The sequence below is a fragment of the Pseudoxanthomonas sp. LH2527 genome (genome assembly GCF_022539275.1).
In the GTDB taxonomy this organism is placed as follows: Bacteria; Pseudomonadota; Gammaproteobacteria; order Xanthomonadales; family Xanthomonadaceae; genus Pseudoxanthomonas_A.
Window position 1 is genome coordinate 1 of the sequence record NZ_JAKZBW010000044.1, and the last position, 21,470, is coordinate 21,470.

A 21,470-nucleotide genomic window follows, 5' to 3' on the forward strand; every position below is an offset into this window, starting at 1 on the left:
CACGCCGGACACCCCCGGCAGCAGTCCCCGCAGTCCGGAGCGCCGCAAGGGCGCCCCGAAGATGGATGACGCCACGCTGCTCGCCGGCCTCACGCCCGCGCAGCAGGCCACCATCCACACCATGGAAACCTTCCACTGGCGCCTGAAGTTCGTCCGTCGCCCCCTGTTCAAGACCCCCGTCCCCGTGCTGTTCAACCGCGAAGGCGATCGCTACGTGGTGGTCAACGAGGACGGCACGATCGATGAGCAGCCGGCGTTGAAGTTGAGGGATTGAGGGCCGTCCCCAAGCGTGTGAGCGTCCCGCTCGTCAAAGGCATATTCGCGATTCGCGAATAGCGAACGCCGCCGCCACACGGGGCAGCGCAGTGCGCGGGCAATCCCCGCTTTTCCTTCTCCCCGTGCAACGGGGAGAAGGTGCCGAAGGCGGATGAGGGGCGCTGTTGCTCCAATGCCCTCGTACCGCGCAGCCAGTTGAGCCTTCTGACGGCGACCCGCGCGCCTCCCTGTGCCAGAATCCCTGCCATTCACGCCGCGTAGACGGCGGACCGGAAGAACACAGGGAGCGCCATCGCATGAGTGCCTTGCAGGAACTGCTGCAGACCTACCGTAACGCCGCCGTTTCCGAACGAGAGAAAGGCACCTACTTCGAGGAACTGATCCTCGCTTACCTGCGCAACGAGGCCACCTACCGCGACCTCTACAGCAGCGTCTACACCTGGGCCGAATGGGCGCCCCGGCACGGCTTCAATGCCAAGGACGACGGCATCGATCTGGTGGCCGAAGTCGATGGCACCGGCGAAGTCCATGCCATCCAGTGCAAGTTCTACGACCCGGACTACAAGCTGCAGAAGAAGGATATCGACAGCTTCTTCACCGCGTCCGGGCGCAAGCCGTTCACCCACCGCGTCATCGTCAGCACGACCAACCATTGGTCCGAGCACGCCGAGAACGCGCTGGTCGACCAGCAGCCGCCGGTCAGCAAGATCGACCTGCACGACCTGGAGGAAAGCCAGATCGATTGGGCGAAGTACACGCCCAAGGCCAAGCCGGTCCTGAAAGAAAAGAAGGCGCTGCGCGCGCACCAGGAATCCGCGCTGCGCGCCGTTACCGCGGGCTTGAAGGATGCCGACCGCGGCAAGCTGATCATGGCTTGCGGTACCGGCAAGACCTTTACCAGTCTCAAGATCGCCGAGGCGATGGCGGGCAAGGGCAAGCGGGTGCTGTTCCTGGTGCCCAGCCTGTCGCTGCTGTCGCAGACGCTGACGGAGTGGACGCAGGAAAGCGATGTGCCGCTGCACAGCTTCGCGGTCTGCTCGGACAGCGACGTGGGCAAGAAGAAGGGGCGCAAGGAGGACGACGCGGTCCAGACCTTCACCCACGAGCTGCGTTACCCGGCCACCACGAATGCCAGGAGTCTTGCGCTGGGCGTGGCGGCGCGCCACGACGACGAGCAGATGACGGTGGTGTTCAGCACCTACCACTCCATCGGCGTCATCCACGACGCGCAGGAACAGGGCCTGGCCGACTTCGACCTGATCGTCTGCGACGAAGCCCACCGCACCACCGGTGCTACCTTCGAGGGCGACGACGAAAGCGCCTTCGTGCGCGTACACGACGCGGCCTACATCCGCGCCGCCAAGCGCCTGTACATGACCGCCACCCCGCGCATCTACAGTGCCGAGGCCGAGGCCAAGGCCGAGCAGGACAAGGCCACCGTCTATGGCATGAACAACGAGGCCTGGTACGGCAAGCAGTTGTTCCTGATCAGCTTCTCCGAAGCGGTCAAGCGCGGCCTGCTGGTGGACTACAAGGTCATCGTGCTGGCGGTGGAAGAGAGCCACATCAACCGCAAGCTGCAGAACCTGCTGAAGGACGAGAACAACACCCTGCGCGTGGATGACGCCGCCAAGATCGTCGGCTGCTGGAAGGCGCTGGCCAAACTGGGCATCCATGAGGACGGCAACGAGACGCCCGAGCCGATGCGGCGGGCCGTGGCCTTCTGCCAGGTGATCGAGCCGGGCAAGGGTGGCAAGACGCACAAGGTCAGCTCCAAAGAGATCGCCGGCATGTTCAAGCAGGTGGTCGATGCGTATCAGGATGCAGAAGATATAGAGGAGGGCGCGCGCCTCATCTGCGACGCGCAGCACGTCGATGGCGGCATGAACGCCAGCGAGAAGGAAGCCAAGCTCGACTGGCTGAAAGCCCCCACGCCGCAGGACACCTGCCGGGTGTTGAGCAACGTGCGCTGCCTGTCGGAGGGTGTGGACGTGCCGGCGCTGGATGCGGTGCTGTTCCTGACACCCCGAAACTCGCAGGTGGACGTGGTGCAGTCGGTCGGCCGGGTGATGCGCAATGCGCCGGGCAAGAAGCGGGGCTACGTGGTGCTGCCGGTAGTCATTCCGGCCGGCGTGGAGCCGCACGAGGCGCTCAACGACAATCAGACCTACAAGGTGGTCTGGCAGGTGCTGCAGGCGCTGCGCTCGCACGATGACCGCTTCGACGCGATGGTCAACAAGCTGGACCTGGTGGGTCCGGACCGCAGCAAGATGGAAGTCATCGCCATTGCGGACAACGTGCAGCGCAAGACGGCCAAGCTGGTCAGCAAGGCGGACAAGGCCAAGGGCAAGTACAGCATTGGTGAGACGCCGGCGGACTACAAAGCCGAGGTGCAGGGCGAGTTCGAGTTCGAGGTCGGCGAGATCGAGCGTGCGCTGTATGCCAAGGTGGTGGACAAGTGCGGCAATCGGCGCCACTGGGAGCAGTGGGCCGATGACATCGCGCGGATCGCGCAGACGCATATCGACCGTATCAAGGCGCTGTTGGAGGACGAGGGCCAGCCGAAGGCGAGGGCGGCGTTCCAGGCGTTCGCGGGGGAGCTGCGCGACGATCTGAACGACAAGGTCACCGACGGCGAGATCATCGAGATGCTGGCGCAGCATCTGATCACCAAGCCGGTGTTCGAGGCGTTGTTCGCGGACGACAGCTTTGCCAGCCACAACCCCATGTCGCAGGCCATGCAGCAGGTGCTGGATGTGCTGGAGGCGGAGAACCTGCAGAAGGAGTCGTCCACGCTGCAGGAGTTCTATGCCAGTGTGAAGCTACGGGCGGAGGGGATCGACAACGCCACGGGCAAGCAGAAGATCATCGTGGAGTTGTACGACAAGTTCTTCCGCAATGCGTTTCCGAAGATGACGGAGCGATTGGGTATCGTCTATACGCCGGTGGAGGTGGTGGATTTCATCCTGCATAGCGTGAACCATCTGTTGCAGCAGGAGTTTGGGCAGACGCTGGGCAGCAAAGGGGTGCATATCCTGGACCCGTTCACGGGGACGGGTACCTTCATCACGCGGTTGTTGCAGTCGGGGTTGATCAAGCCGGAAGAGTTGGCGCACAAGTACAGGCACGAGATCCATGCCAACGAACTGGTGCTGCTGGCGTACTACATTGCGGCGATCAATATTGAGGCGACGTATCACGGGATGGTCGGCGGGGACTATGTGCCGTTCGAGGGCATCCTGCTGACGGATACGTTCCAGATGTACGAGAAGGACGATCTGGTGGATGCGTTGCTGGTGGACAACAGTAAGCGGCGTAGGCGGCAGAAGAAGCTAGATCTCCGAGTAATTGTTGGGAATCCCCCTTATTCAGTAGGGCAGAAGGAGGAAAGTGAGGACACTAAGCGTGTTCCCTATCCGGCGTTGGATGCCCGAATCCGCGATACCTATGCCGCTCGTTCGGATGCCACGCTGAAGAATGCACTGTACGACAGCTACATTCGTGCCATCCGCTGGGCAAGTGACCGTATCGGAAGTGCAGGCGTCATCGGCTTCGTCACCAACGCGGGATTCGTCGAGGCAAATACGGCGGATGGTCTGCGTCAATGTCTTGCTGAAGAGTTTTCCGACATTTATGTCTTTCACTTGCGCGGAAATCAGCGGACCAGTGGTGAAGCGTCACGCAAGGAGGGCGGTAAGATCTTTGGTAGCGGGAGTCGTGCGCCGATTGCTATCTCTCTCCTGGTCAAGAATCCAGGCGCCGCTGCGCGCGGTCGCATCTTTTTCCACGACATAGGTGATTACCTGGGTCGAGATGAAAAGCTGGCAAAGATCGAATCGTATGGAAGCGTGAGTGGTATTTCCAGCTGGGAGGTAATTTCGCCAGACATTCATGGCGATTGGCTGAAGCAACGGGACGAAGGATTCAAAAATTTCGTCTCCATGGGGGACAAGAAGAGTAGGGACATAAGTATCTTTGATGGCTATACGCGAGGCGTAATGACATCTAAAGATGCTTGGCTCTTCAACTCATCGAAAGCGCGTCTTCTCGCGAACGCCAAGTCCATGGTCGAATTCTATGAGGCGGAGCGGGATCGATTTTCTCAGGCTGCCTTGATGGATCGTGGCTCGCCGACACCTGAGCCTGCTGATTTCTTCAGTAAGGACGCCACAAAGATAAGTTGGGATGGGGAGCTGATAGTCGCTTGTTCTAAGGGTAAGGAGCTCATCTTTGATCCTGACAGAGTCGTCGAATCTACATATCGGCCGTTCCATCGTCAGTGGTACTACGGAGAAGCAAGGATTAATCTCCGCCTTTATAGAATGCCGCTAGTTTTTCCGGCAGCTGATTCGTTCAATGTCGTCATGGTCGTTAATCAGAACTGGAAGGCGAACGGAAACATCGTTTTGATGATGGGATCTGTGCCGGATTTGCACAGCAATGGAGATGCTCAGTGCTTCCCTCTCTATCTTTACGACGAAGCTTCCCAGCAACTTGGTGACGGTCTGTTTGCTGCACGGTCGGCGGATGGGCGACGCCGCCGCGACGCCATAACCGATGCCGGTCTCGCGCATTTCACGAGTGCCTATCCCGGCGAAACGATCAGCAAGGAAGACCTGTTCTATTACGTCTACGGCATCCTGCATTCCCCCGATTACCGCGAGCGCTACGCCGATAACCTGAGCAAGGAGCTGCCCCGCATCCCGCGCGTCCGCAAGGCCGAGGACTTCTGGCATTTCAGCAAGGCCGGCCGCGCCCTGGCGGACCTGCACCTCAACTACGAAACCGTCGAGAAGTTCCCGCTTACCATCCAGACCAAAGGCCCGCTGACCGACGCCGACTACCGCGTAGAGAAGATGAAGTTCGCCAAGAAGAAGGACCCGGAGACCGGCAAGTCCGTCAACGACCGCAGCACCGTCATCTACAACACCAAGATCATCCTGACCGGCATCCCCGACGCCGCCTGGGACTACGTGGTCAACGGCAAGGCCGCCCTCGACTGGGTGATGGAACGCCAGGCCGTGCGCGTGGACAAGGCCAGCGGCATCGTCAACGACGCCAACGACTGGGCCACCGAAACCATGGGCAACCCCAAATACCCTCTGGAGCTGTTCCAGCGCGTCATCACCGTCAGCCTGGAAACCCAGAAGATCGTCGACGCGTTACCCACCCTCGATATCCTTGAGAGCTGAGCCAGAAAATTTCCATCAAGGAGGAGTTGTCATGAGCATTGAGTTCGCACTGTGGCGGGTGGACGGAGATAATCCGCAGCGCCTTGGCATGACAGGCAACAAGCTGGAGGAAAATCTCAAGCAGTGGCTAATTCGGGATCTGGGAATCGTTGCGCCCGAGCTTATGCTCATCGGCTCGGAGGTTTATGCGTTTGATAAGGAGAGAATCGATCTCTTAGCGCTGGATAGAAGTGGCAAGATCTACATCCTTGAGTTGAAGCGGGGTATGGCGCGCCGCGAGATCGTTGCGCAGTTGCTCGACTACGGGGCGTGGGTCGCGGGTCTGACGGCTGCTGATCTCAACAACATCTTCGAGAAACATTTCCCGAATAGACCGCCGGGTCTGCGTCTCGAGGACGCCTTCATGGCCAAGTTCGGCCATCCATTCCCTGAGGAGCCTGACACAGGGCACGAACTCTGGATGGTCGTGTCGGGGATGGATCATCGGACCAAGCAGGTGTGTGAGTACTTGGTCTCTCACTACGAAATGCCGATCAATGCCCTGTTCGTCCATCTCGTGACGGACGGGGATCGTCAGTACCTGGCGCGAGCTTGGTTGCACGATCCGTCACAGACGCCTCCGCGCGTGAGTGAGGCGTTGGGCTGGAACCGCGAGTACTACGCTAGTTTTGGCGAGCATGAGGCGCGTTCCTGGGAAGAAGCGCGCAGGTTCGGATTCTTGGCGGCGGGAGGCGGCGCTTGGTACTCGCGCACGCTGAAGATGCTGAAGCCTGGCGATAGAGTCTGGGTGCGTGTACCTGGAAAGGGCTATGTCGGGGTCGGGCAGGTTACGGCGTCCGCCGTGCCTGTTGATGATTTCAAAGTCGAGATCGACGGGCGGTCGCGAGATATTATTGATGTGGCTCCCGCCATCGCGCAGGCGACACGATTCGTCGATGATGCGGACGCCGCAGAGTATCTTGTGGGTGTCGATTGGCTGCGTGCTGTACCTATCAGCCAGGCGATTCACGAGGCTGGATTCTTCGGCAACCAGAACAGCGTGGCTCGACCGCGTGCGGAGTCATGGGTCAAGACCGTCGAGCGGCTGAAGGAGCGTTTCGGTATCGACGACTAGTCCGCGAAGGACTGCGTTGATCTATGCTTGAACCAAAGGAAGGACTCCAATGCCCATATTAGATTTGAAGACCTTCAACTTCCCTCCGGCGGCGGCCGTTGGCAATCGGACGGAGCATTGGGACTTGCCATGGGTAGACCTTGTATGGGCTGCGGTATCGGTTGGAAAAGGGTCGTTGGCTCACATGCATCAATACGGCCGTTACTCGATGTTCGAGATGACATACCGAACCGCGATTATCTACGCGAACCTTATGAGATCTCCAGACTTGAGCTTTGGCAGGTCTAAGGCGTACATCGGACTTGATCCATCCGAGAAGGGGGCGATCTCCTATTTTCTGGGTGTTGCGCTGACAAAGGCCTTTGTTGAGAGGAAGTTGAGTGTTTCCTGGCTGATGCATGTTGACCTGTATAGAGACAGGTTTGGGGTAAACCTCGCTCCCGGAGAGCGGCCAGACTTGTTCGGTGAGGATGCGCTTGGGCGATGGATAGTTGCCGAGTCTAAAGGTCGAACAAATCAGCACGATAAAGATGCGTTGATCAAGGCAAAACGGCAGGCTTCACGAGTCATCGACGTCGATGGAGCTCCACCTCACCTTTCGATAGGTTTCGTGTCGAGCTTCAACAAAGGAAGATTGACGCTGGTGGCTGACGATCCTCCCATTGATGAAAAGGGCGAAGGTCTCTCGCTGCGTGTCTCAAAAAACGAGTTTCGAAGCACCTACTACCGTCCCTTCGAGGAGCTTTTGGCTACCTTTGAGACGCGGCAAGAGCAAATTGGGGGTCAGGAAGTCCGCGTTGTCTACTCGGAGTCATCTGATCTTTTTCTTGGGTTGTCGCAAGGCGAGGATGGCGTCATCGAGCAGCCTGCTCAAGTGAGACGTAGGAGAGAGCCGATTCGCGACGTGCAGAGGAATGCCTATCTAGGGTCGGACGGAATCTACGTTCGGCTGGGTGCTTCCTGGAGCGATGAGCTAATGAGTCTTGAGCCTCAAGAGCGACGCGCTGATTAGAGTTCGAAGAAAAACTGGGTACGTTTCTCTTAGTCCCGTTCTCTACCCAAGCAAGGAAGCTCCATTGAAAGCCAACCTCATCCTGCTCGCCGCCTTTGCGGTGTCGCTGGCATTCAGCGCGGTCACCGTATTCGGTGTGTTGATCTGGAAAGCACGCATCCAGCGTCGTTCGCCTTTGCATGGGCGACAGGTCGGACATGTGCCGGGGCAACAGCTCGTTAAACGCCATGGCGAAGCCGGCGATGGCATGTTGACCTCCGGCCTGCTGATGTATCTCTCGGCCCCGACCATGCTGATGGCGTGGGCACTGGTGCGTGTACCACCCGACCGCATGCGTATTGATGGCACGACATGGGTCTATGCGCTCGGCGCCGTCGTGATGTTCGGGTGGGGTGCGTACGACTTCATCAAGCACTTCAAGCGCGCGCAGAACGCCAAGGATGGATTGCTTGCCGAGCGCGTCACTGGCATGCAGCTCAATCGCCTGGTGGCGGAGGGATGCCTCGTCCTGCATGACCTGCCGGCCGAGAACTTCAACATCGACCACATCGTCATCGGCCCCCGTGCCGTGTATGCCGTGGAGACCAAATCGTTCCGTCGTCCACGAGGGCAGAGCGACACCGCCGCGCACCGCGTGACCTTTGACGGCAAGGCGCTGCGCTTCGCCGACTTCGTCAACACCGCTGCCGTCGAGCAGGCCGCCCGGCAGGCCCAGTGGCTCAAGCGGAAGCTGCACGAATCCCTTGGCATGGATATCCCGGTGGTGCCGGCATTGGCGCTGCCAGGGTGGTACATCGACAAGACCGAGGCGGGCAAGACCTCCGACGTGGTCGTGTTCACGCCGATGGGTAAGGGCGCCGACTTCCTCGCGCGCGGGCAAGAGAAACTTGCGCCCGAGCAGCGCAGGATGATTGCGCAGGCGCTGGCGGTCCGGTATCCCGCCCTGTAGCGTTGACTCACGCGGGCTGGAGCCTGCCCTACCACCCCTCACTCAAGGACGACCATGCCCAGCTTCCACGATCCCGACTTCGCGTTCTCCCTCGACATTCCCGATCACTGGCACTTCATGCCCGGCGCGTGGTCGCCGCTGGAGCAGGGCAAGCGCCGCGCCGAGGCAGGGAACGAGGCCGACGGGACGCTTCAGTTCGCCAACACGCCGTTCTGCTTCGCCATGGCGCACCACGAAGTGACCGGGAAGGAACGGCCGGCGCTGCAGGTGAGCGCCAGTACCTCGCGCGTGCCGGGCGATGCCGAGGCCGCGGCGTTGCTGAAGTTCCAGATCGACATGCTGCGCGACGAGCCCGAGAACTTCGTGGTGGAACAGGCCACGCATGAGGCGAGGGTGGCCGGGCATCGCGCCAACTTCCTGCGCGTCAGGTCCACGGCACGGGTGCAGGCGGAGGACATCGTGGTCGACGTCGGCGTGCGCAGCCGGTTGTATCTGGTGTTTACCCCGGGCACGGCCTTCACCTTCAACCTGTCCAGCAGCGACGACCCGGCGTACTACGACGAAGCGGACTTCGACCGGATCATCCAGTCGGTGCGGATCGGCGGCTGATTCCTCCACGCATGCGCCGTCGCGCAGCGGCACATCCCCATCCGCCTCTCTTCCAACAAAAACATCCAACGACGGATGTTTTTCGGTCTCTCTTCTCTCATTTAGGTCCAACGTCGGATGTTTTTGGTCCAACGTTCCCAGTTTTTCGTCCTCTCTTCTCTCACTAAGGTCCAACGCCGGCTCTTTTTGATCCGGCGTCGGATGTTTTTCGGCCGTTCTTCTCACACATAGGGCCAACGTTGGCCCTTTTTGATCCAACGACGGATCTTTTCGGGCCTCGCGCGGCTCTTTTTCGTCCAATCGCGCCGCTTAGTGTGAGGACTACTCCACTTGCAACGTGACAGCGCGAAACGCGGGCAGGCGAGGGTAGGCTGCGGATGCCGGTCGGACCCGGCCGGCACAACCTGAAAGGACGCTATGACATGACACAGAACCGCATCGCCATGACGTTCCAGACCGATCGCCTGGAACGTATCGACAACGCCCTGACCTCGCTCGAAGTCGACCTCGACCTGCTGATCGCCCTCACCGTGGAAGAACGCCAGGAACTGGTGAAGATGGGCACCAAGTCGCGCGCCTTCTGCGCCAGCGCCTTCGAGTACGCCCAGCAGCACGCCGGCCTGATGCCGCGCGACTTCGACTTCGACGCCTTTCGCCAGGACATGACCGCCCTCGACGCCCTGCGCCCGCGTGCCGCCCGGCTGGCCCACCTGGTCCAGCGCATGGCCGACACCGAGCTCGCCCTCGGCAGCGACGTCATGGAAGCCGCGCTGGAGGTCTACGGCGTGCTGAAAGTGGCCGGCAAGGACAAGGGCGTGGACGACGCGCGCCGCGAACTGGCCGCGCGCTTCAGCCGTCGCCGCACCGTCGCCGCCGAAGCCCCGGAGCCGTCGGCGGCGTAAGTCCCAGCGCCCAACGGCAACCCCCAAGGCCCCGCACTGCGGGGCCTTTCTTTTGCCCGCTTCCTGAACAGCAACCCCCGCACCCGCGCCCCCCCCTGCCAAGTTTCACGGGTAGCGCACGCGGCGCGACGATAAGGTGAGGCGACGCCATCAGAAGATGCATGCCCCATGGACAACTCCTTGATGGCAGGCGGCCTGCACGCACCGGCGGAGCAGCGCCTCCGCCTCTACGAAACCCTGCTGCAGACCACGCCCGACCTGGTCTACATGTGGGACCTGCAACACCGCTTCACCTACGCCAACGCCGCCCTGCTGGCCCTGTGGGGCAAGACCTGGGACGAGGCGATCGGCAAAAACTGCCTGGAGCTGGGGTACGAACCCTGGCACGCGGCCATGCACGACCGCGAGATCGACCAGGTCATCGCCACCCGCAAGCCCGTGCGCGGCGACGTGCCGTTCAACGGCACCCACGGCCGCCGCATCTACGACTACCTGCTGGTGCCGGTGATCGGCCCCGGCGGCGAGGTGGAAGCCGTGGCCGGCACCACCCGCGACGTCACCGAACGCAAGCAGCACGAAGACGCCCGCCGCAGGAGCGAAGAACGCCTGGCCGCGATGGTCGATGCCAGTTCCGACATGGTCTACCGCACCAACCACGACTGGAGCGAAGTGGACGTGGTGGGCGGCAGCGAACTGCTGGGCCCGCACGGCACGCTGACGCCCGACTGGCTGGACGTGCTGATCCACCCCGACGACCGCACCGCCGTGGCCCATGCCATCGCCCACGCCCGCGCCACCCACACCACCTTCAGCGCCGAGCACCGCGTGCGCAACAACGCAGGCGAATGGTCGTGGGTGTCCTCGCGCGCCGTGCCCATCCGCCCCATCGGCGGAGAAGTGACCGAATGGTTCGGTGCCGCCACCGACATCACCGCGCGCCGGCAGCACGACGAACACCAGCGCCTGCTGCTCAACGAACTCAACCACCGCGTCAAGAACACCCTGGCCATCGTGCAGTCCATCGCCCTGCAGACCCTGCGCAACAGCGACGACGTGGCGCTGGCCTACGACCGCTTCGAATCGCGCCTGCACGCGCTGACCCAGGCGCACGACATGCTGACCCGCAAGCACTGGGTGCGCGCGCCGATCGAGGAGATCGTGCGCACCGCCATCGCGCCGTGCGTGCAGGAAGACACCTCGCGCTTCGGCCTGGTCGGCCCGCCCATCGACCTGGACCCGCAGCGCGGCCTGGCCCTGACCATGGCCCTGCACGAGCTGTGCACCAACGCCATGAAGTACGGCGCGCTGTCGGAAGAGGGCGGGCGCGTGGACATCCGCTGGACGCGCGAACGGCGCGAGGGTCGCGACTGCCTGGTGCTGGTCTGGGAAGAAGTCGGCGGACCGCCGGTGGTGGCGCCCACCCGGCGCGGCTTCGGCTCGCGCCTGATCGAGCGCGGCCTGCGTCACGACCTGGGCGGCCAGACCTCGCTCGATTTCCTGCCCACCGGGGTGGTCTGCCAGATCACCGCACCGCTCGCCAAAGAAGGAGTTGCCGCATGACCACGGACGCCACCCCCACGCGTGTCTTCATCATCGAAGACGAATTCATGCTGGTCATGCTGCTGGAAGAACTGCTGCCCACGCTGGGTTACGAAGTGGCCGGCACCGCCGCCTCGCTCGACCAGGCACTGGGGCAACTGCCGGCGCTGGACACCGACATGGCGGTGGTGGACGTCAACCTGGCCGGCACCGAATCCTTCCCCGTCGCCGATGCGCTGCGCGAGCGTGGCATCCCGTTCCTGTTCACCACCGGCTACGGGCAACACGGACTGCCGGAACGATTCGCCGATACGCCCGTGCTGGCCAAGCCGTTCCGCCGGCACGATATCGAAGCGGCACTGGCGCGCCTGCACGCGTCGCGCTGATCGCGGCGGCGGGACAACACCGAAACAGAACGGTTACGCAGGCGAGCCCGGCGCATCGCCATGTACGTAGGCCACGCCCAGCAGGCGCGACAACGCGTGCAGGCGGCGCAGCACGGACGAGCGCAACGGCATCGGCGCGCGGTCGTAGACCTGCGTCCACAGGCTGCGGAGAAAAACATGCGGGTCGCCGATGTCGGCGCCGGAGCGGACCAGGATTTCCGCGTCCGACAGACGCGCATCGATACGTTCTTGGCAGAGCATGTGCCGATGCTGCGTCGATCTCCGTAAAAAAGTCGTGCGCGCAGCGTCAACGTGTTCAGCCCGCAGTCGTGTTGGCGCCGTAGCGTGACTGCCTGCTGAAAATCCGCGTGCGTTCCTCACGGATCGCCAACGTCGCCATGGCCACGCTGGCCCCACGCAAGCGAGGAACCCGCCATGGATCGCAAGAGCCAGGACGCCACACCTGTGGTGCCCAATCATTTCGAACAGCAGCGTCGTCCCGACGGTGCCACCGTGCCCGGCGAATCGTCGGGCAAACGCACCAATGACGAACGCAACGATCCCGAGCGCGAACCCGGCGCCAGCGACGGACAGCCTCGCCACCATCCTCCGCAGATCTGAAGAAAAGGAGCACGCATGACACCCCTCGACAAACCGCTGCGACGCGAACTGACCCTCGGCGAGCAGGCCTACACGCTCACGATCGATCCCACCGGCCTGAAGCTGGTGGAAAAAGGGCGCCGCAACGGCGTGGAAATGCGCTGGGCCGATCTGGTCACCGGCGATGCCACGCCGGTCGCCACACCGCAGGCGCCTTCCCTGTAATCGCGCCGCTGCCGGCGCGCAGGAGCTCCGACATGAACCCGATCACCGCACACGGCACGCCCCAGCCCAGTACACCGGGCACGCCGACACCGCCCGGCCGGCCCACGCCGCCGGGCACACCCTCCGCACCCGGCATGCCCAGCGCGCCGGGCACGCCAAGCGATCCCTACCGGCCGGAACCGCAGGACCCGCCGCCGATGCCGCGCGATCCCGGCGATCCGGACGACCTGCCGATCGGCCCGGATCAGCCTTCTGACACGCAGATCCACATCGATGACCCGCGCGATCCGCGCAGCATCGCCGACTGACGCGCACCTGCGTGTCGCGAAGGGAGGGAACCGGATGAGCACCGTCACTGCCACGACCGTCAACGCCACGACCTGGAAGCAACGCCACGGAGTGCCTATGCGACTTGCTGACTTCATACAGGCCAACACGCCGCGCATCCTCGACGACGCGGTGGAGTTCGCCGTCACCCAGGCGCCGCCCGGCGCCAACTTGAACGTAAAGCGTCTGCGCAACGACATTCCCAAGATCCTGGGCGAGATCGTGCTGGACCTGCGCACCGAGCAGAGCCCGGCCCAGGCGCTCGCCAAGGCCCACGGCCGCGCACCGGCGCCCGCCGGACCGGAGTCGGCGGCCAGCAGCCACGGCCGCAGCCGCGCCGACGACGGCTTCGGCGTCAACCAGATGATCGCCGAGTACCGCGCCCTGCGCGCCTCGGTGCTGCGCCTGTGGGCGCTGGACGAAGCCCTGGCCACCCACGCCATCGACGACATGATCCGCTTCAACGAAGCGATCGACCAGGCCGTGGCCGAATCGCTGGTGGAGTTCTCGCGCACGCTGGAATCGTGGCGCAACGTCTTCCTCGGCGCGCTGGGCCACGACCTGCGCGGCCCGCTCACCGCCGTGGTCGGCACCGCCGACCTGATGGTGGACAGCACCCGCGACACCCCGCACGCACGCCAGGCCGAACGCATCCTCAACGGCGGCCTGCAGCTGAGCCGGCTGGTGGACGGCCTGCTCGACTACAGCAAGAGCATGCTCGGCGGCGGCATGAAGCTGCAGCGCAGCGCCTGCGACCTGCACCAGGCACTGGCCGAGGAGATCGACCTGCTGCGGGTGACGCTGCGCGACGCGCCCCTCTCGCTGCACGTGGAAGGCGAGACGCACGGCCACTTCGACGACGCCCGCATCCGCGAAGCCGTGCACAACCTGGTCACCAACGCCGCCAAGTACGGCGACCAGGGCAGCGCGATCCGCGTTTCCCTGCACGGCGACACCGACCATGTGCGCATCGCGGTGACCAACGCCGGCGAACCGCTCTCCAGCGACGCCCTGAACGCCCTGTTCGACCCCCTGCGCCGCGGCTCCCGCGCCGCCAACCAGGGCGAACACTCCAGCCTGGGCCTGGGACTGTTCATCGTCCGCGAGATCGCCACCGCGCACGGCGGCGACGTGGCGGCCCGCGTCGATGCCGGCAGCACCACCTTCGTCATCACCCTGCCACGCGATGAAGCGCGCGTGGGGGTGGTGGTGTGAGGTTGTTGGGGCGGTTTTCCTTCTTCCTGTAGCAAGGGGGGAGGGAAAGCGGAAGCTCTCGCACGAATCGCCGCTTTCCCTTCTCCCCGTGCCAACGGGGAGAAGGTGCCGAAGGCGGATGAGGGGCGATTTCGCTTCGACATGCATTGAGCATCGCCATCCCATTCGCTACGACATCGCGCAAGCCGGATAACTGCGCCGCCGCAATCACCACCGCGCACGCCCCTCATCCGCCCTCCGGGCACCTTCTCCCCGCAAGCAGGGAGAAGGAACATGGTCGTCATCGCGCGTGGAGCCGCTTTTCCTTCTCCCCGTGACAACGGGGAGAAGGTGCCGAAGGCGGATGAGGGGCGCTTTTTCTTCAGCCTTCACCAAGCAGCGTTATCCGCTCTTCGTCACAACATCGCGCAAGCCGGATAACTGCGCCGCCGCGATCACCACCGCGCACGCCCCTCATCCGCCCTCCGGGCACCTTCTCCCCGCAGGCGGGGAGAAGGAGAGCAAGAGCAATCGCGCGCGGCACCGCTGTTCCTTCTCCCCGTGAACAACGGGGAGAAGGTGCCGAAGGCGGATGAGGGGCGCAGTTCCCTCCGTGTGCATGACGCTCTACAACACACAATACGCACGCCGACCACGACACCACGCGCACAAGATGTTGTCGCCGCGTATGCACCAGCCTGAAGCCGCTGCACACGATGGTCACGTCGTATCGGGAAGATCGGACTCACGCCGTTCGCTGCATTGCCTGCGTCGGCACGATCACTTTCTTTCGAACACAGGACACGACCATGACACGCGATACCACGCAACGCGATGCAAACAGAGACCCCATCACCGGCGCGCCGGGCTCGCACCCGGTGGGTGTGGGGGTGGGCGGTGTGGCCGGTGGCATGGCGGCCGGTGCGGTGGCGGGCACGGTGTTCGGTCCGATCGGTACGTTGATCGGTGCGGCCGCCGGTACCGTCATCGGCGCGGCGGCTGGCAAGGGGGTGGCCGAGCGCATCGATCCCACCGGTGAGGTGGAGTACTGGCGCGAGACCCATCGCACCCGTCCGTACTACTCCGACGAATACGATTTCCAGCGCGACTATGCCGGTGTCTACCACGCCGGTGCGGTGGCGCGGGGCGAGTATCCCGAGCAGTCGTGGGAGGACACCGAGCGCCGCCTGCAGGCCGGGTGGGAGGAGCGCCGCGGTGAATCGCGGCTGGACTGGGAGCGCGCACGTCCGGCGCTGCAGGATGCGTGGGAACGGGCCGACCGTACCTACGGCGCGTATGCGCAGACCGATGAGCAGTTCTCCAAGCGCTTCGACACCGCGCCGTATCGCCAGGGCGACGATGCCTTCGACGATTACCGCCCGGCCTATCGCTACGGCACGTATGCGCGCGCGCAATATGCCGACCGCGAGTGGGACGACAGCCTGGCCTCGGACCTGGAGCGCGGCTGGGATCGCGCACGCGGGGGTTCGCGCCTGACGTGGGAGCGCGCCAAGCACGCGGTGGCCGATGCGTTCACCCTCGACCGCCAGAAGCCGCACTGAGCCAGGTGCCGCGCGCCCTGTTCCATACGGACAGGGCGCAGCGGCCAAGGCGTGCGTTTCCCCCACAACCAATCAAGGAATACGACATGACGTCATTGCCCACCGATGCGCTGGTGGTGATCGCCGACGGCGAGGGTGCGCGCCTGTTCCGCAACCGCGGTGAACGCGGTGCGGTCTCGCTGCACCAGGTCGATCTGCTCGAACTGATGAACACCAACGACGATGGCCCGGCAGGCAGCATGCCCGGTGAATCGTCGAGCCGGCAGATCGACGAAGCGACCTTCGCCAAGCAGTTGGCGAAGGGTCTGAACGACAGTGCGCTCAAGCAGCGCTACACGCACCTGGTGCTGGTGGCCGATCCGGTCACGCTGGGCCGCGTGCGTCCGCTGCTGCACAAGGAAACCACGCAGCGCCTGCTGGCCGAGATCGGCAAGGACCTGACCAACAGCCGGTTGGAAGCGATCGAACAGGTGCTCGCGGCGGCATGAGCTACCGCGCCGACTATCTGCCGGTGGCGCCTGCGCCCACGGCGGTGGATGCGTTGCCCGGGCCGGTGGTGCTGGAGTTCGGTGCGCCGTGGTGCGGCCATTGCCGCGCCGCGCAGCCGGCGATCCGCGCGTGGCTGGATGAGGTGGGCGATGTCACCCACCTCAAGGTGGAAGACGGCAAGGGACGGCCGCTGGGTCGCACGTTCGAAGTGAGGCGCTGGCCGACGCTGGTGGTGCTGGCGGACGGGCAGGAGCGTGCGCGGGTGGTCCGGCCGATCACGGCGTCAGACCTTGAGGACGTGCGGCAGGCGCTGGACGCCGCCGCGTCGCACACCACGCGCTGATGCGTTGCACGCGGTGTGCCTGCGATCAGCGCGGCACGGTGTCGCGCGCATCCGGATAATCCTGCTCCGGATCGCGCGGTTCTTTTTCTTCGTGCGGCGTGTCGGGCTGGTCGTGTTCCTTCCACGTCGCCTTGTCGTTGCGATGCCGGTCGGGCGTGTTGGCCTTTTCGCCATCGCTGTGCGGGTTGGACGGATTGACGGGATTCATCGGCATCACCCTGGCGTTGGAGGCATCGATTGCACGCCCTGCGCGGTGACGGAGAGGTGATGCCCCCTGGCGCGTGGTGCGCAGCGCGTGTCAGCGCGCGTAGCGGGTCTTCTTTTCCTGCACCTTGCCGGCGGCCGCCGTCATCACCACGCGCAGGCGCAGCCACTGGGCGAACTCCGCTTCGCTGAGCGTGCCGTCGGAGAGGCCGATCATCATGGCGTACTTCTCTTCATCGCCGGCGACCAGGTCGCCGCCATTGAGGCGCAGGAACACGCGATAGCAGACGTGCGCCGTGCGCTTGTTGCCGTCCACGAACGGATGATTGCGTGCCAGGCCGAACGCCAGGCTGGCGGCCAGGTCGGCGAGATCCGGTGGCGGGTCGCCGTAGGCGTGGCGTTGCTGCGGGCGCGCGAGTGCGGCCTCGAGCAGGCCTTCATCGCGCACGCCGCTGCCGCCGCCATGCTCGGCGAGCTGGCGGTCGTGCAGGGCCAGCGCCAGGGGAGACGTGATCCAGACGATCATCGGCGCGCGCCCTGCGCCAGACGCGCCAGCAGGCCGCGACGCCGGCGCATCACCTGCTCGGCGACACGCCAGGGATCGGCCTGCATGCGATGGCGACGGAACAGCCCGCGCAGGAACCACAGCAGCGTGGCCATGTCACTGCGCCAGCTTGTGCAGGACCTGCCGGTCCTCGCGCATCACCTGCTCGGCCACCTCCATCTGCTCGGCGAGCGTGGGGTCGTACACGGTCAGGCGGATGCCGTCGGGTGTCTCCAGCGCATGCAGTTCGTCGCCCTTTTCCAGGCGCAGCCGCGCGAGCAGTTCACGGGGCAGGATGACCCCGGCCGAGTTGCCGATGGTGGTGATCTTGAGCTTCATGACAGAGAGGTCCAGGCGTTATAACGGGTGTTATACGCCGGCCGGGGAGGGCTGGCAAGCGGCGGGATGCGGCGCGCGCGTACCGCTGCCGTGCGCTGGCGCCGCCGCGGATGCGCTCTTAATGTGACACGTGCTGCACAATGGCGCATGCGACGGCCGAGGGTCGCGGCCCGGCATCATCCTGGTGTCATCGCGGCCGCTAACGTCTTCAGGAGGAAAGCGCAGGACGTTCCATGGAGACAGGACTCATCGCGACCTATGTGCCGGAGCTGGTGGTCACCTCGTTCGTGGTGGCGGTGGCGGCGTCGTATGCGGCACTGAAGACCACCGGGCGGATCCGCGCCAGCGACGCCGTGGCGCGGCGCTGGTGGCTGGCCGGCGGCGCGCTGGCGATGGGCATCGGCGTGTGGTCGATGCACTTCATCGGCATGCTGGCGCTGCGCCTGCCCATTCCGCTGGGCTACGACATCGGGGTGACCGTGCTGTCGCTGCTGATGGCGGTGGCGGCCAGCGGCTATGCGCTGTGGCTGGTCACGCGCGACCGGATGGGGCGGCTGCGGCTGCTCAGCGGCGCGGTGGTGATGGGGCTGGGTATCGCGGCGATGCATTACGTGGGCATGGCCGCCATGCGCATGCAGCCGGCGATCATCTACCAGCCGGTGTGGTTCGCCGCCTCGTTGCTGATCGCCATCGGCGCCGCCGGTGCGGCGCTGGCGATCGCCTACCGCCTGCGCGACAACGCCCGCCACGAACGGCTGCACCGCGCGCTCGCCGCCGGCGTGATGGGCGTGGCCATCGTGGGCATGCACTACACCGGCATGGCCGCCGCGCACTTTCCCGCCGGTTCGATCTGCAGTGCCGCGCTGCGCGATGGCCTGTCGCCGGATTCGCTGGCCTGGCTGGTAGTGGTGGTGAACACCGCCGTGCTGGGCACCGCGATCGGCGCCAGTGCGCTGGACCGGCTGCTGCACGAGCGCACCGCGCGGCTGTCCGATTCGCTGCAGCAGGCCAACCGGCAGTTGACCCATCTGGCGATGCACGACGCGCTGACCGGCCTGCCCAACCGGTTGATGCTGATCGAGCGGCTGCAGTCGCGCATGCTGCACGCGCAGCTTCATGGCGAGCGGTTCGCGGTGCTGTTCATCGACCTGGACGGCTTCAAGGGCGTCAACGATGCGTTCGGCCACCACGTGGGCGATGCGCTGCTGGTGCGCGTGGCCGACATGCTGCGGCGCATGGCGACGCCCGCCGACACGGTGGCGCGGCTGGGCGGCGACGAGTTCGTCATGGTCACCTCCGTGGCCGAGGCGGGCGAGGCCAGCGTGCGCGGCGAACGCCTGCTGGGCTGTCTGGCCGAGGCGACGCGGTTGCAGGAAAACGACGACGTGACGGTCAGCGCCAGCATCGGCATTGCGCTGTATCCCGGCGATGGCGAGGACGCCCAGGCGCTGCTCGCGCATGCCGACGCGGCGATGTATTACATCAAGCAGGCCGGCCGCAACGGGCTGGCGCTGTACGCGCCGGCGATGGGCGAGGAAGCGCTCGGCCAGCTGCAACTGACCTACGAACTGCGCAAGGCGCTCGAACGCGGGCAACTGGTGCTGCACTACCAGCCGCAGATCCGGGCCGCCGACAACGCCATGGCCGGCATGGAGGCGCTGGTGCGCTGGCAGCATCCGCGGCTGGGCCTGGTGATGCCGGACCGCTTCATCGCGTTGGCCGAGCGTGCGGGTCTGATCGTCGATCTCGGCCAGTGGGTGCTGGATGAAGCCTGCCGGCAATGGGCGGCATGGCGCCGCGCCGGTGCGCGCGTGCCGAGCGTGTCGGTGAACCTGTCGCCGGTGCAGGTGCGCGGCGACAGCCTGGTGGGGCAGGTAACCGCCGCGATGCGCCGGCATGGCTTGCCGGCCGGCGCACTGACGCTGGAAATCACCGAGTCGATCGCGATGCTGGAGCCCGAGCGCACGGCGCAAGTGCTGACGCAGCTGGTGGAGGCGGGTGCGCGCATCTCGGTGGACGATTTCGGCACCGGCTATTCCAGCCTGTCCTACCTGGCCTGCCTGCCGGCGCACGAACTGAAGGTGGACCGCCAGTTCGTGCGGCAGATGACCACCGGTCCCCGCCACGCGGCCATCGTGCAGTCGGTGGTGCTGCTCGGCCAGCAGCTCGGTCTGGAAGTGGTGGCCGAGGGCGTGGAAACGCTGGAACAGAAGCAGATGCTGGTGGCGATGGGATGCCATCGCCTGCAGGGCTACTACATCGGCCAGCCGCGCCCGGTGGAGGAGATGCCGGTGTCGTCGCTGGTGCGGCAGGAACCCTTTGCCGCCTCGGGCACACACGGGTAGTCGGGCATCGCGTAGTACTGCATAGAAAAAGCGCCTGCGGCCTCGTCACCGCAGGCGCCTGGCGCGCCCGTCCTGTCGAACGCTGCGCTTACCGGTAGACACGCTCGCAACGGCGCTCGACCACGCGGTCGCCCTTGGTCTCCTGGCTGTTGCCCTGCACCTTGCGGCCGATCGCGCCGCCGGCCACGGCACCGCCCACGGTGGCGACCTTCTTGCCGCTGCCGCTGCCCACCTGGTTGCCCAGCAGGCCACCGACCACCGCGCCGATGGCGGTGCCCGCCACGCGGTTGGGGTCGCGGCTGTTCTTCTGGACTTCCACGTTGCGGCATTCGACCTTGCTGCCGTCGTTGAAGCGGCGCCCTTCGTCCTGCGGACCGTAGGTCTGCGCAGCGGCGGTCGCCATTACCGACAGCAGGCCGAGCGAGAGCAGGTAGCGGGAAGTGGTCATGACAGTTCTCCTTCAGTGGAATCGCCAGTGAAGGCTGCGCGCGCATTCGCGAAAGCGGGGTGAAGTCCCGAGCCACTGTTCATCTCTTGGTGCGGTGATCGTGACGCCCGCACGACAAACATGACGCCCGGCTGACGGAGGCGGATGGCGTTGACGGGGGCATGACGCGTCCGCGCCTAGCGTGCCTCCATCCCCGACGAGGAAGCGCCATGCACACGCCCGAAGAACTGGAAAAGAAGCTGTGGAAAGCGATCAAGTCCGACCGCACGCTGATGCTCGGCCTGGACGGCGCGGAAGACGGCCATACGCGGCCGATGACGGCCTTGCTGGAGCATGACGGGCGCGGCCCACTGTGGATCTTCACCGCCACCGACAACCGGCTGGCACAGCAGACCCTGTCCCCGCAACGCGCCATCGCCACCTTCGCCTCGATGGGGCACGACCTCTTCGCCAGCGTGCAGGGCTCATTGGTGCGCGACGATGACCGCGCGGTGATCGAGCGCCTGTGGAACCCCTTCATCGCCGCCTGGTACGAAGGCGGCAAGGACGACCCCAAGCTCGCGCTGCTTCGCTTCGACGCGGAACACGCGGAGATCTGGCTCAACGAGCACAGCCTGCTCGCCGGCGTGAAGATGCTGCTCGGCGTGGATCCGAAAGAGGATTACCAGGACAAGGTCGCGGAAGTGAATCTGCGCAGCTGAGGTGCGACGCATCGGCGGATCCTGCTTTTCCTTCTCCCCGTGCCAACGGGGAGAGCAACTGTCTTGATTCAGGCTGTTTGGGAGGCGTTGAGATGGTCCCGCATGCGGGCGTTGAGGATGACCAGCAGTTTGCGCATGGATGCCACCAGGGCCACCTTGGCGGGTTTACC

23 protein-coding genes and 3 pseudogenes are annotated in these 21,470 nt (G+C 64.7%); 19 read left to right on the plus strand and 7 right to left on the minus strand.

The window, feature by feature from the left end; genetic code table 11:
* From MMG85_RS17640 to MMG85_RS17685, 10 genes and pseudogenes are all read left to right on the plus strand, one after another.
* Positions 1-274, plus strand: a 274-nt coding sequence (locus tag MMG85_RS17640; RefSeq protein WP_241047230.1) for a hypothetical protein, incomplete at its 5' end; no start/stop codon positions are given.
* 298 nt (positions 275-572) lie between these two features.
* The gene (locus MMG85_RS17645; protein WP_241047231.1) at positions 573-5,468 is read left to right on the plus strand and encodes a type ISP restriction/modification enzyme; all 4,896 of its coding nucleotides are present in this window, start codon (positions 573-575) and stop codon (positions 5,466-5,468) included.
* Between the two features lie 31 nt (positions 5,469-5,499).
* Positions 5,500-6,582, plus strand: coding sequence for a hypothetical protein (locus MMG85_RS17650; protein WP_241047232.1), 1,083 nt, complete (start codon positions 5,500-5,502; stop codon positions 6,580-6,582).
* 64 nt (positions 6,583-6,646) lie between these two features.
* Positions 6,647-7,594 carry a hypothetical protein gene (locus MMG85_RS17655; RefSeq protein ID WP_241047233.1) on the plus strand — a complete coding sequence of 316 codons (948 nt, stop codon included), beginning with the start codon at positions 6,647-6,649 and terminating at the stop codon, positions 7,592-7,594.
* Between the two features lie 64 nt (positions 7,595-7,658).
* The gene (locus tag MMG85_RS17660) at positions 7,659-8,543 is read left to right on the plus strand and encodes a nuclease-related domain-containing protein (RefSeq protein ID WP_241047234.1); all 885 of its coding nucleotides are present in this window, start codon (positions 7,659-7,661) and stop codon (positions 8,541-8,543) included.
* A 54-nt stretch (positions 8,544-8,597) separates the two neighbouring features.
* Positions 8,598-9,152 carry a hypothetical protein gene (locus MMG85_RS17665; protein WP_241047235.1) on the plus strand — a complete coding sequence of 185 codons (555 nt, stop codon included), beginning with the start codon at positions 8,598-8,600 and terminating at the stop codon, positions 9,150-9,152.
* Between the two features lie 422 nt (positions 9,153-9,574).
* Positions 9,575-10,054, plus strand: coding sequence for a hypothetical protein (locus MMG85_RS17670; protein WP_241047236.1), 480 nt, complete (start codon positions 9,575-9,577; stop codon positions 10,052-10,054).
* Positions 10,055-10,237: 183 nt separating this feature from the next.
* Positions 10,238-10,633 (plus strand): annotated as a pseudogene (locus tag MMG85_RS17675) (PAS domain-containing protein); the annotation flags it as partial.
* A 156-nt stretch (positions 10,634-10,789) separates the two neighbouring features.
* A pseudogene (locus MMG85_RS17680) lies at positions 10,790-11,614 on the plus strand (HWE histidine kinase domain-containing protein); the annotation flags it as partial.
* Positions 11,611-11,979 carry a response regulator gene (locus tag MMG85_RS17685; protein ID WP_241047237.1) on the plus strand — a complete coding sequence of 123 codons (369 nt, stop codon included), beginning with the start codon at positions 11,611-11,613 and terminating at the stop codon, positions 11,977-11,979. The pseudogene MMG85_RS17680 and the gene MMG85_RS17685, both read left to right, overlap by 4 nt.
* A 33-nt stretch (positions 11,980-12,012) precedes the next feature.
* Here the strand turns inward: MMG85_RS17685 and MMG85_RS17690 are convergent, their stop codons facing one another.
* A complete protein-coding gene (locus tag MMG85_RS17690; RefSeq protein ID WP_241047238.1) occupies positions 12,013-12,240 on the minus strand; it encodes a hypothetical protein in 228 nt (75 codons plus the stop codon).
* Positions 12,241-12,414: 174 nt separating this feature from the next.
* Here MMG85_RS17690 and MMG85_RS17695 point away from each other — a divergent pair, with 174 nt between their 5' ends.
* From MMG85_RS17695 to MMG85_RS17725, 7 genes are all read left to right on the plus strand, one after another.
* On the plus strand, positions 12,415-12,600 hold the full coding sequence (locus MMG85_RS17695; protein ID WP_241047239.1) for a hypothetical protein: 186 nt from the start codon (positions 12,415-12,417) through the stop codon (positions 12,598-12,600).
* A gap of 15 nt (positions 12,601-12,615) precedes the next feature.
* Positions 12,616-12,804 carry a hypothetical protein gene (locus MMG85_RS17700; protein WP_241047240.1) on the plus strand — a complete coding sequence of 63 codons (189 nt, stop codon included), beginning with the start codon at positions 12,616-12,618 and terminating at the stop codon, positions 12,802-12,804.
* 32 nt (positions 12,805-12,836) lie between these two features.
* A complete protein-coding gene (locus MMG85_RS17705; protein WP_241047241.1) occupies positions 12,837-13,112 on the plus strand; it encodes a hypothetical protein in 276 nt (91 codons plus the stop codon).
* A 97-nt stretch (positions 13,113-13,209) separates the two neighbouring features.
* Entirely contained in the window at positions 13,210-14,346 is a 1,137-nt protein-coding gene (locus MMG85_RS17710) for a HAMP domain-containing sensor histidine kinase (protein ID WP_241047242.1), read from the plus strand.
* Positions 14,347-15,134: 788 nt separating this feature from the next.
* Positions 15,135-15,887, plus strand: coding sequence for a hypothetical protein (locus tag MMG85_RS17715; protein WP_241047243.1), 753 nt, complete (start codon positions 15,135-15,137; stop codon positions 15,885-15,887).
* Between the two features lie 86 nt (positions 15,888-15,973).
* Positions 15,974-16,375, plus strand: coding sequence for a host attachment family protein (locus MMG85_RS17720; RefSeq protein WP_241047244.1), 402 nt, complete (start codon positions 15,974-15,976; stop codon positions 16,373-16,375).
* Positions 16,372-16,719 carry a thioredoxin family protein gene (locus MMG85_RS17725; protein WP_241047245.1) on the plus strand — a complete coding sequence of 116 codons (348 nt, stop codon included), beginning with the start codon at positions 16,372-16,374 and terminating at the stop codon, positions 16,717-16,719. The genes MMG85_RS17720 and MMG85_RS17725 overlap by 4 nt, the downstream gene beginning before the upstream one ends.
* 25 nt (positions 16,720-16,744) lie before the next feature.
* Here the strand turns inward: MMG85_RS17725 and MMG85_RS17730 are convergent, their stop codons facing one another.
* From MMG85_RS17730 to MMG85_RS17745, 4 genes are all read right to left on the minus strand, one after another.
* Complete coding sequence (locus MMG85_RS17730; RefSeq protein WP_241047246.1) at positions 16,745-16,927, minus strand: hypothetical protein; 183 nt, start codon at positions 16,925-16,927, stop codon at positions 16,745-16,747.
* 90 nt (positions 16,928-17,017) lie between these two features.
* Positions 17,018-17,449 (minus strand): type II toxin-antitoxin system death-on-curing family toxin, encoded by a 432-nt coding sequence (locus MMG85_RS17735; protein WP_241047247.1) that lies wholly within the window; start codon positions 17,447-17,449, stop codon positions 17,018-17,020.
* Positions 17,446-17,583 (minus strand): hypothetical protein, encoded by a 138-nt coding sequence (locus MMG85_RS17740; protein ID WP_241047248.1) that lies wholly within the window; start codon positions 17,581-17,583, stop codon positions 17,446-17,448. The genes MMG85_RS17735 and MMG85_RS17740 overlap by 4 nt, the downstream gene beginning before the upstream one ends.
* Position 17,584: 1 nt before the next feature.
* The gene (locus tag MMG85_RS17745; RefSeq protein ID WP_055941687.1) at positions 17,585-17,806 is read right to left on the minus strand and encodes an AbrB/MazE/SpoVT family DNA-binding domain-containing protein; all 222 of its coding nucleotides are present in this window, start codon (positions 17,804-17,806) and stop codon (positions 17,585-17,587) included.
* Positions 17,807-18,039: 233 nt separating this feature from the next.
* Between MMG85_RS17745 and MMG85_RS17750 the strand changes: the two genes are divergently transcribed.
* Positions 18,040-20,151 carry a bifunctional diguanylate cyclase/phosphodiesterase gene (locus MMG85_RS17750; protein ID WP_241047249.1) on the plus strand — a complete coding sequence of 704 codons (2,112 nt, stop codon included), beginning with the start codon at positions 18,040-18,042 and terminating at the stop codon, positions 20,149-20,151.
* A gap of 88 nt (positions 20,152-20,239) precedes the next feature.
* Here MMG85_RS17750 and MMG85_RS17755 read toward each other — a convergent pair whose 3' ends face one another.
* Positions 20,240-20,599: a glycine zipper 2TM domain-containing protein gene (locus MMG85_RS17755; RefSeq protein ID WP_241047250.1), complete on the minus strand. Its 360-nt coding sequence runs from the start codon at positions 20,597-20,599 to the stop codon at positions 20,240-20,242.
* 209 nt (positions 20,600-20,808) lie between these two features.
* On the opposite strand from MMG85_RS17755, the gene MMG85_RS17760 reads away from it, so the two are divergent.
* On the plus strand, positions 20,809-21,300 hold the full coding sequence (locus MMG85_RS17760) for a pyridoxamine 5'-phosphate oxidase family protein (RefSeq protein ID WP_241047251.1): 492 nt from the start codon (positions 20,809-20,811) through the stop codon (positions 21,298-21,300).
* 68 nt (positions 21,301-21,368) lie between these two features.
* Here the strand turns inward: MMG85_RS17760 and MMG85_RS17765 are convergent.
* Positions 21,369-21,470: pseudogene (locus MMG85_RS17765) on the minus strand (IS110 family transposase); the annotation flags it as partial.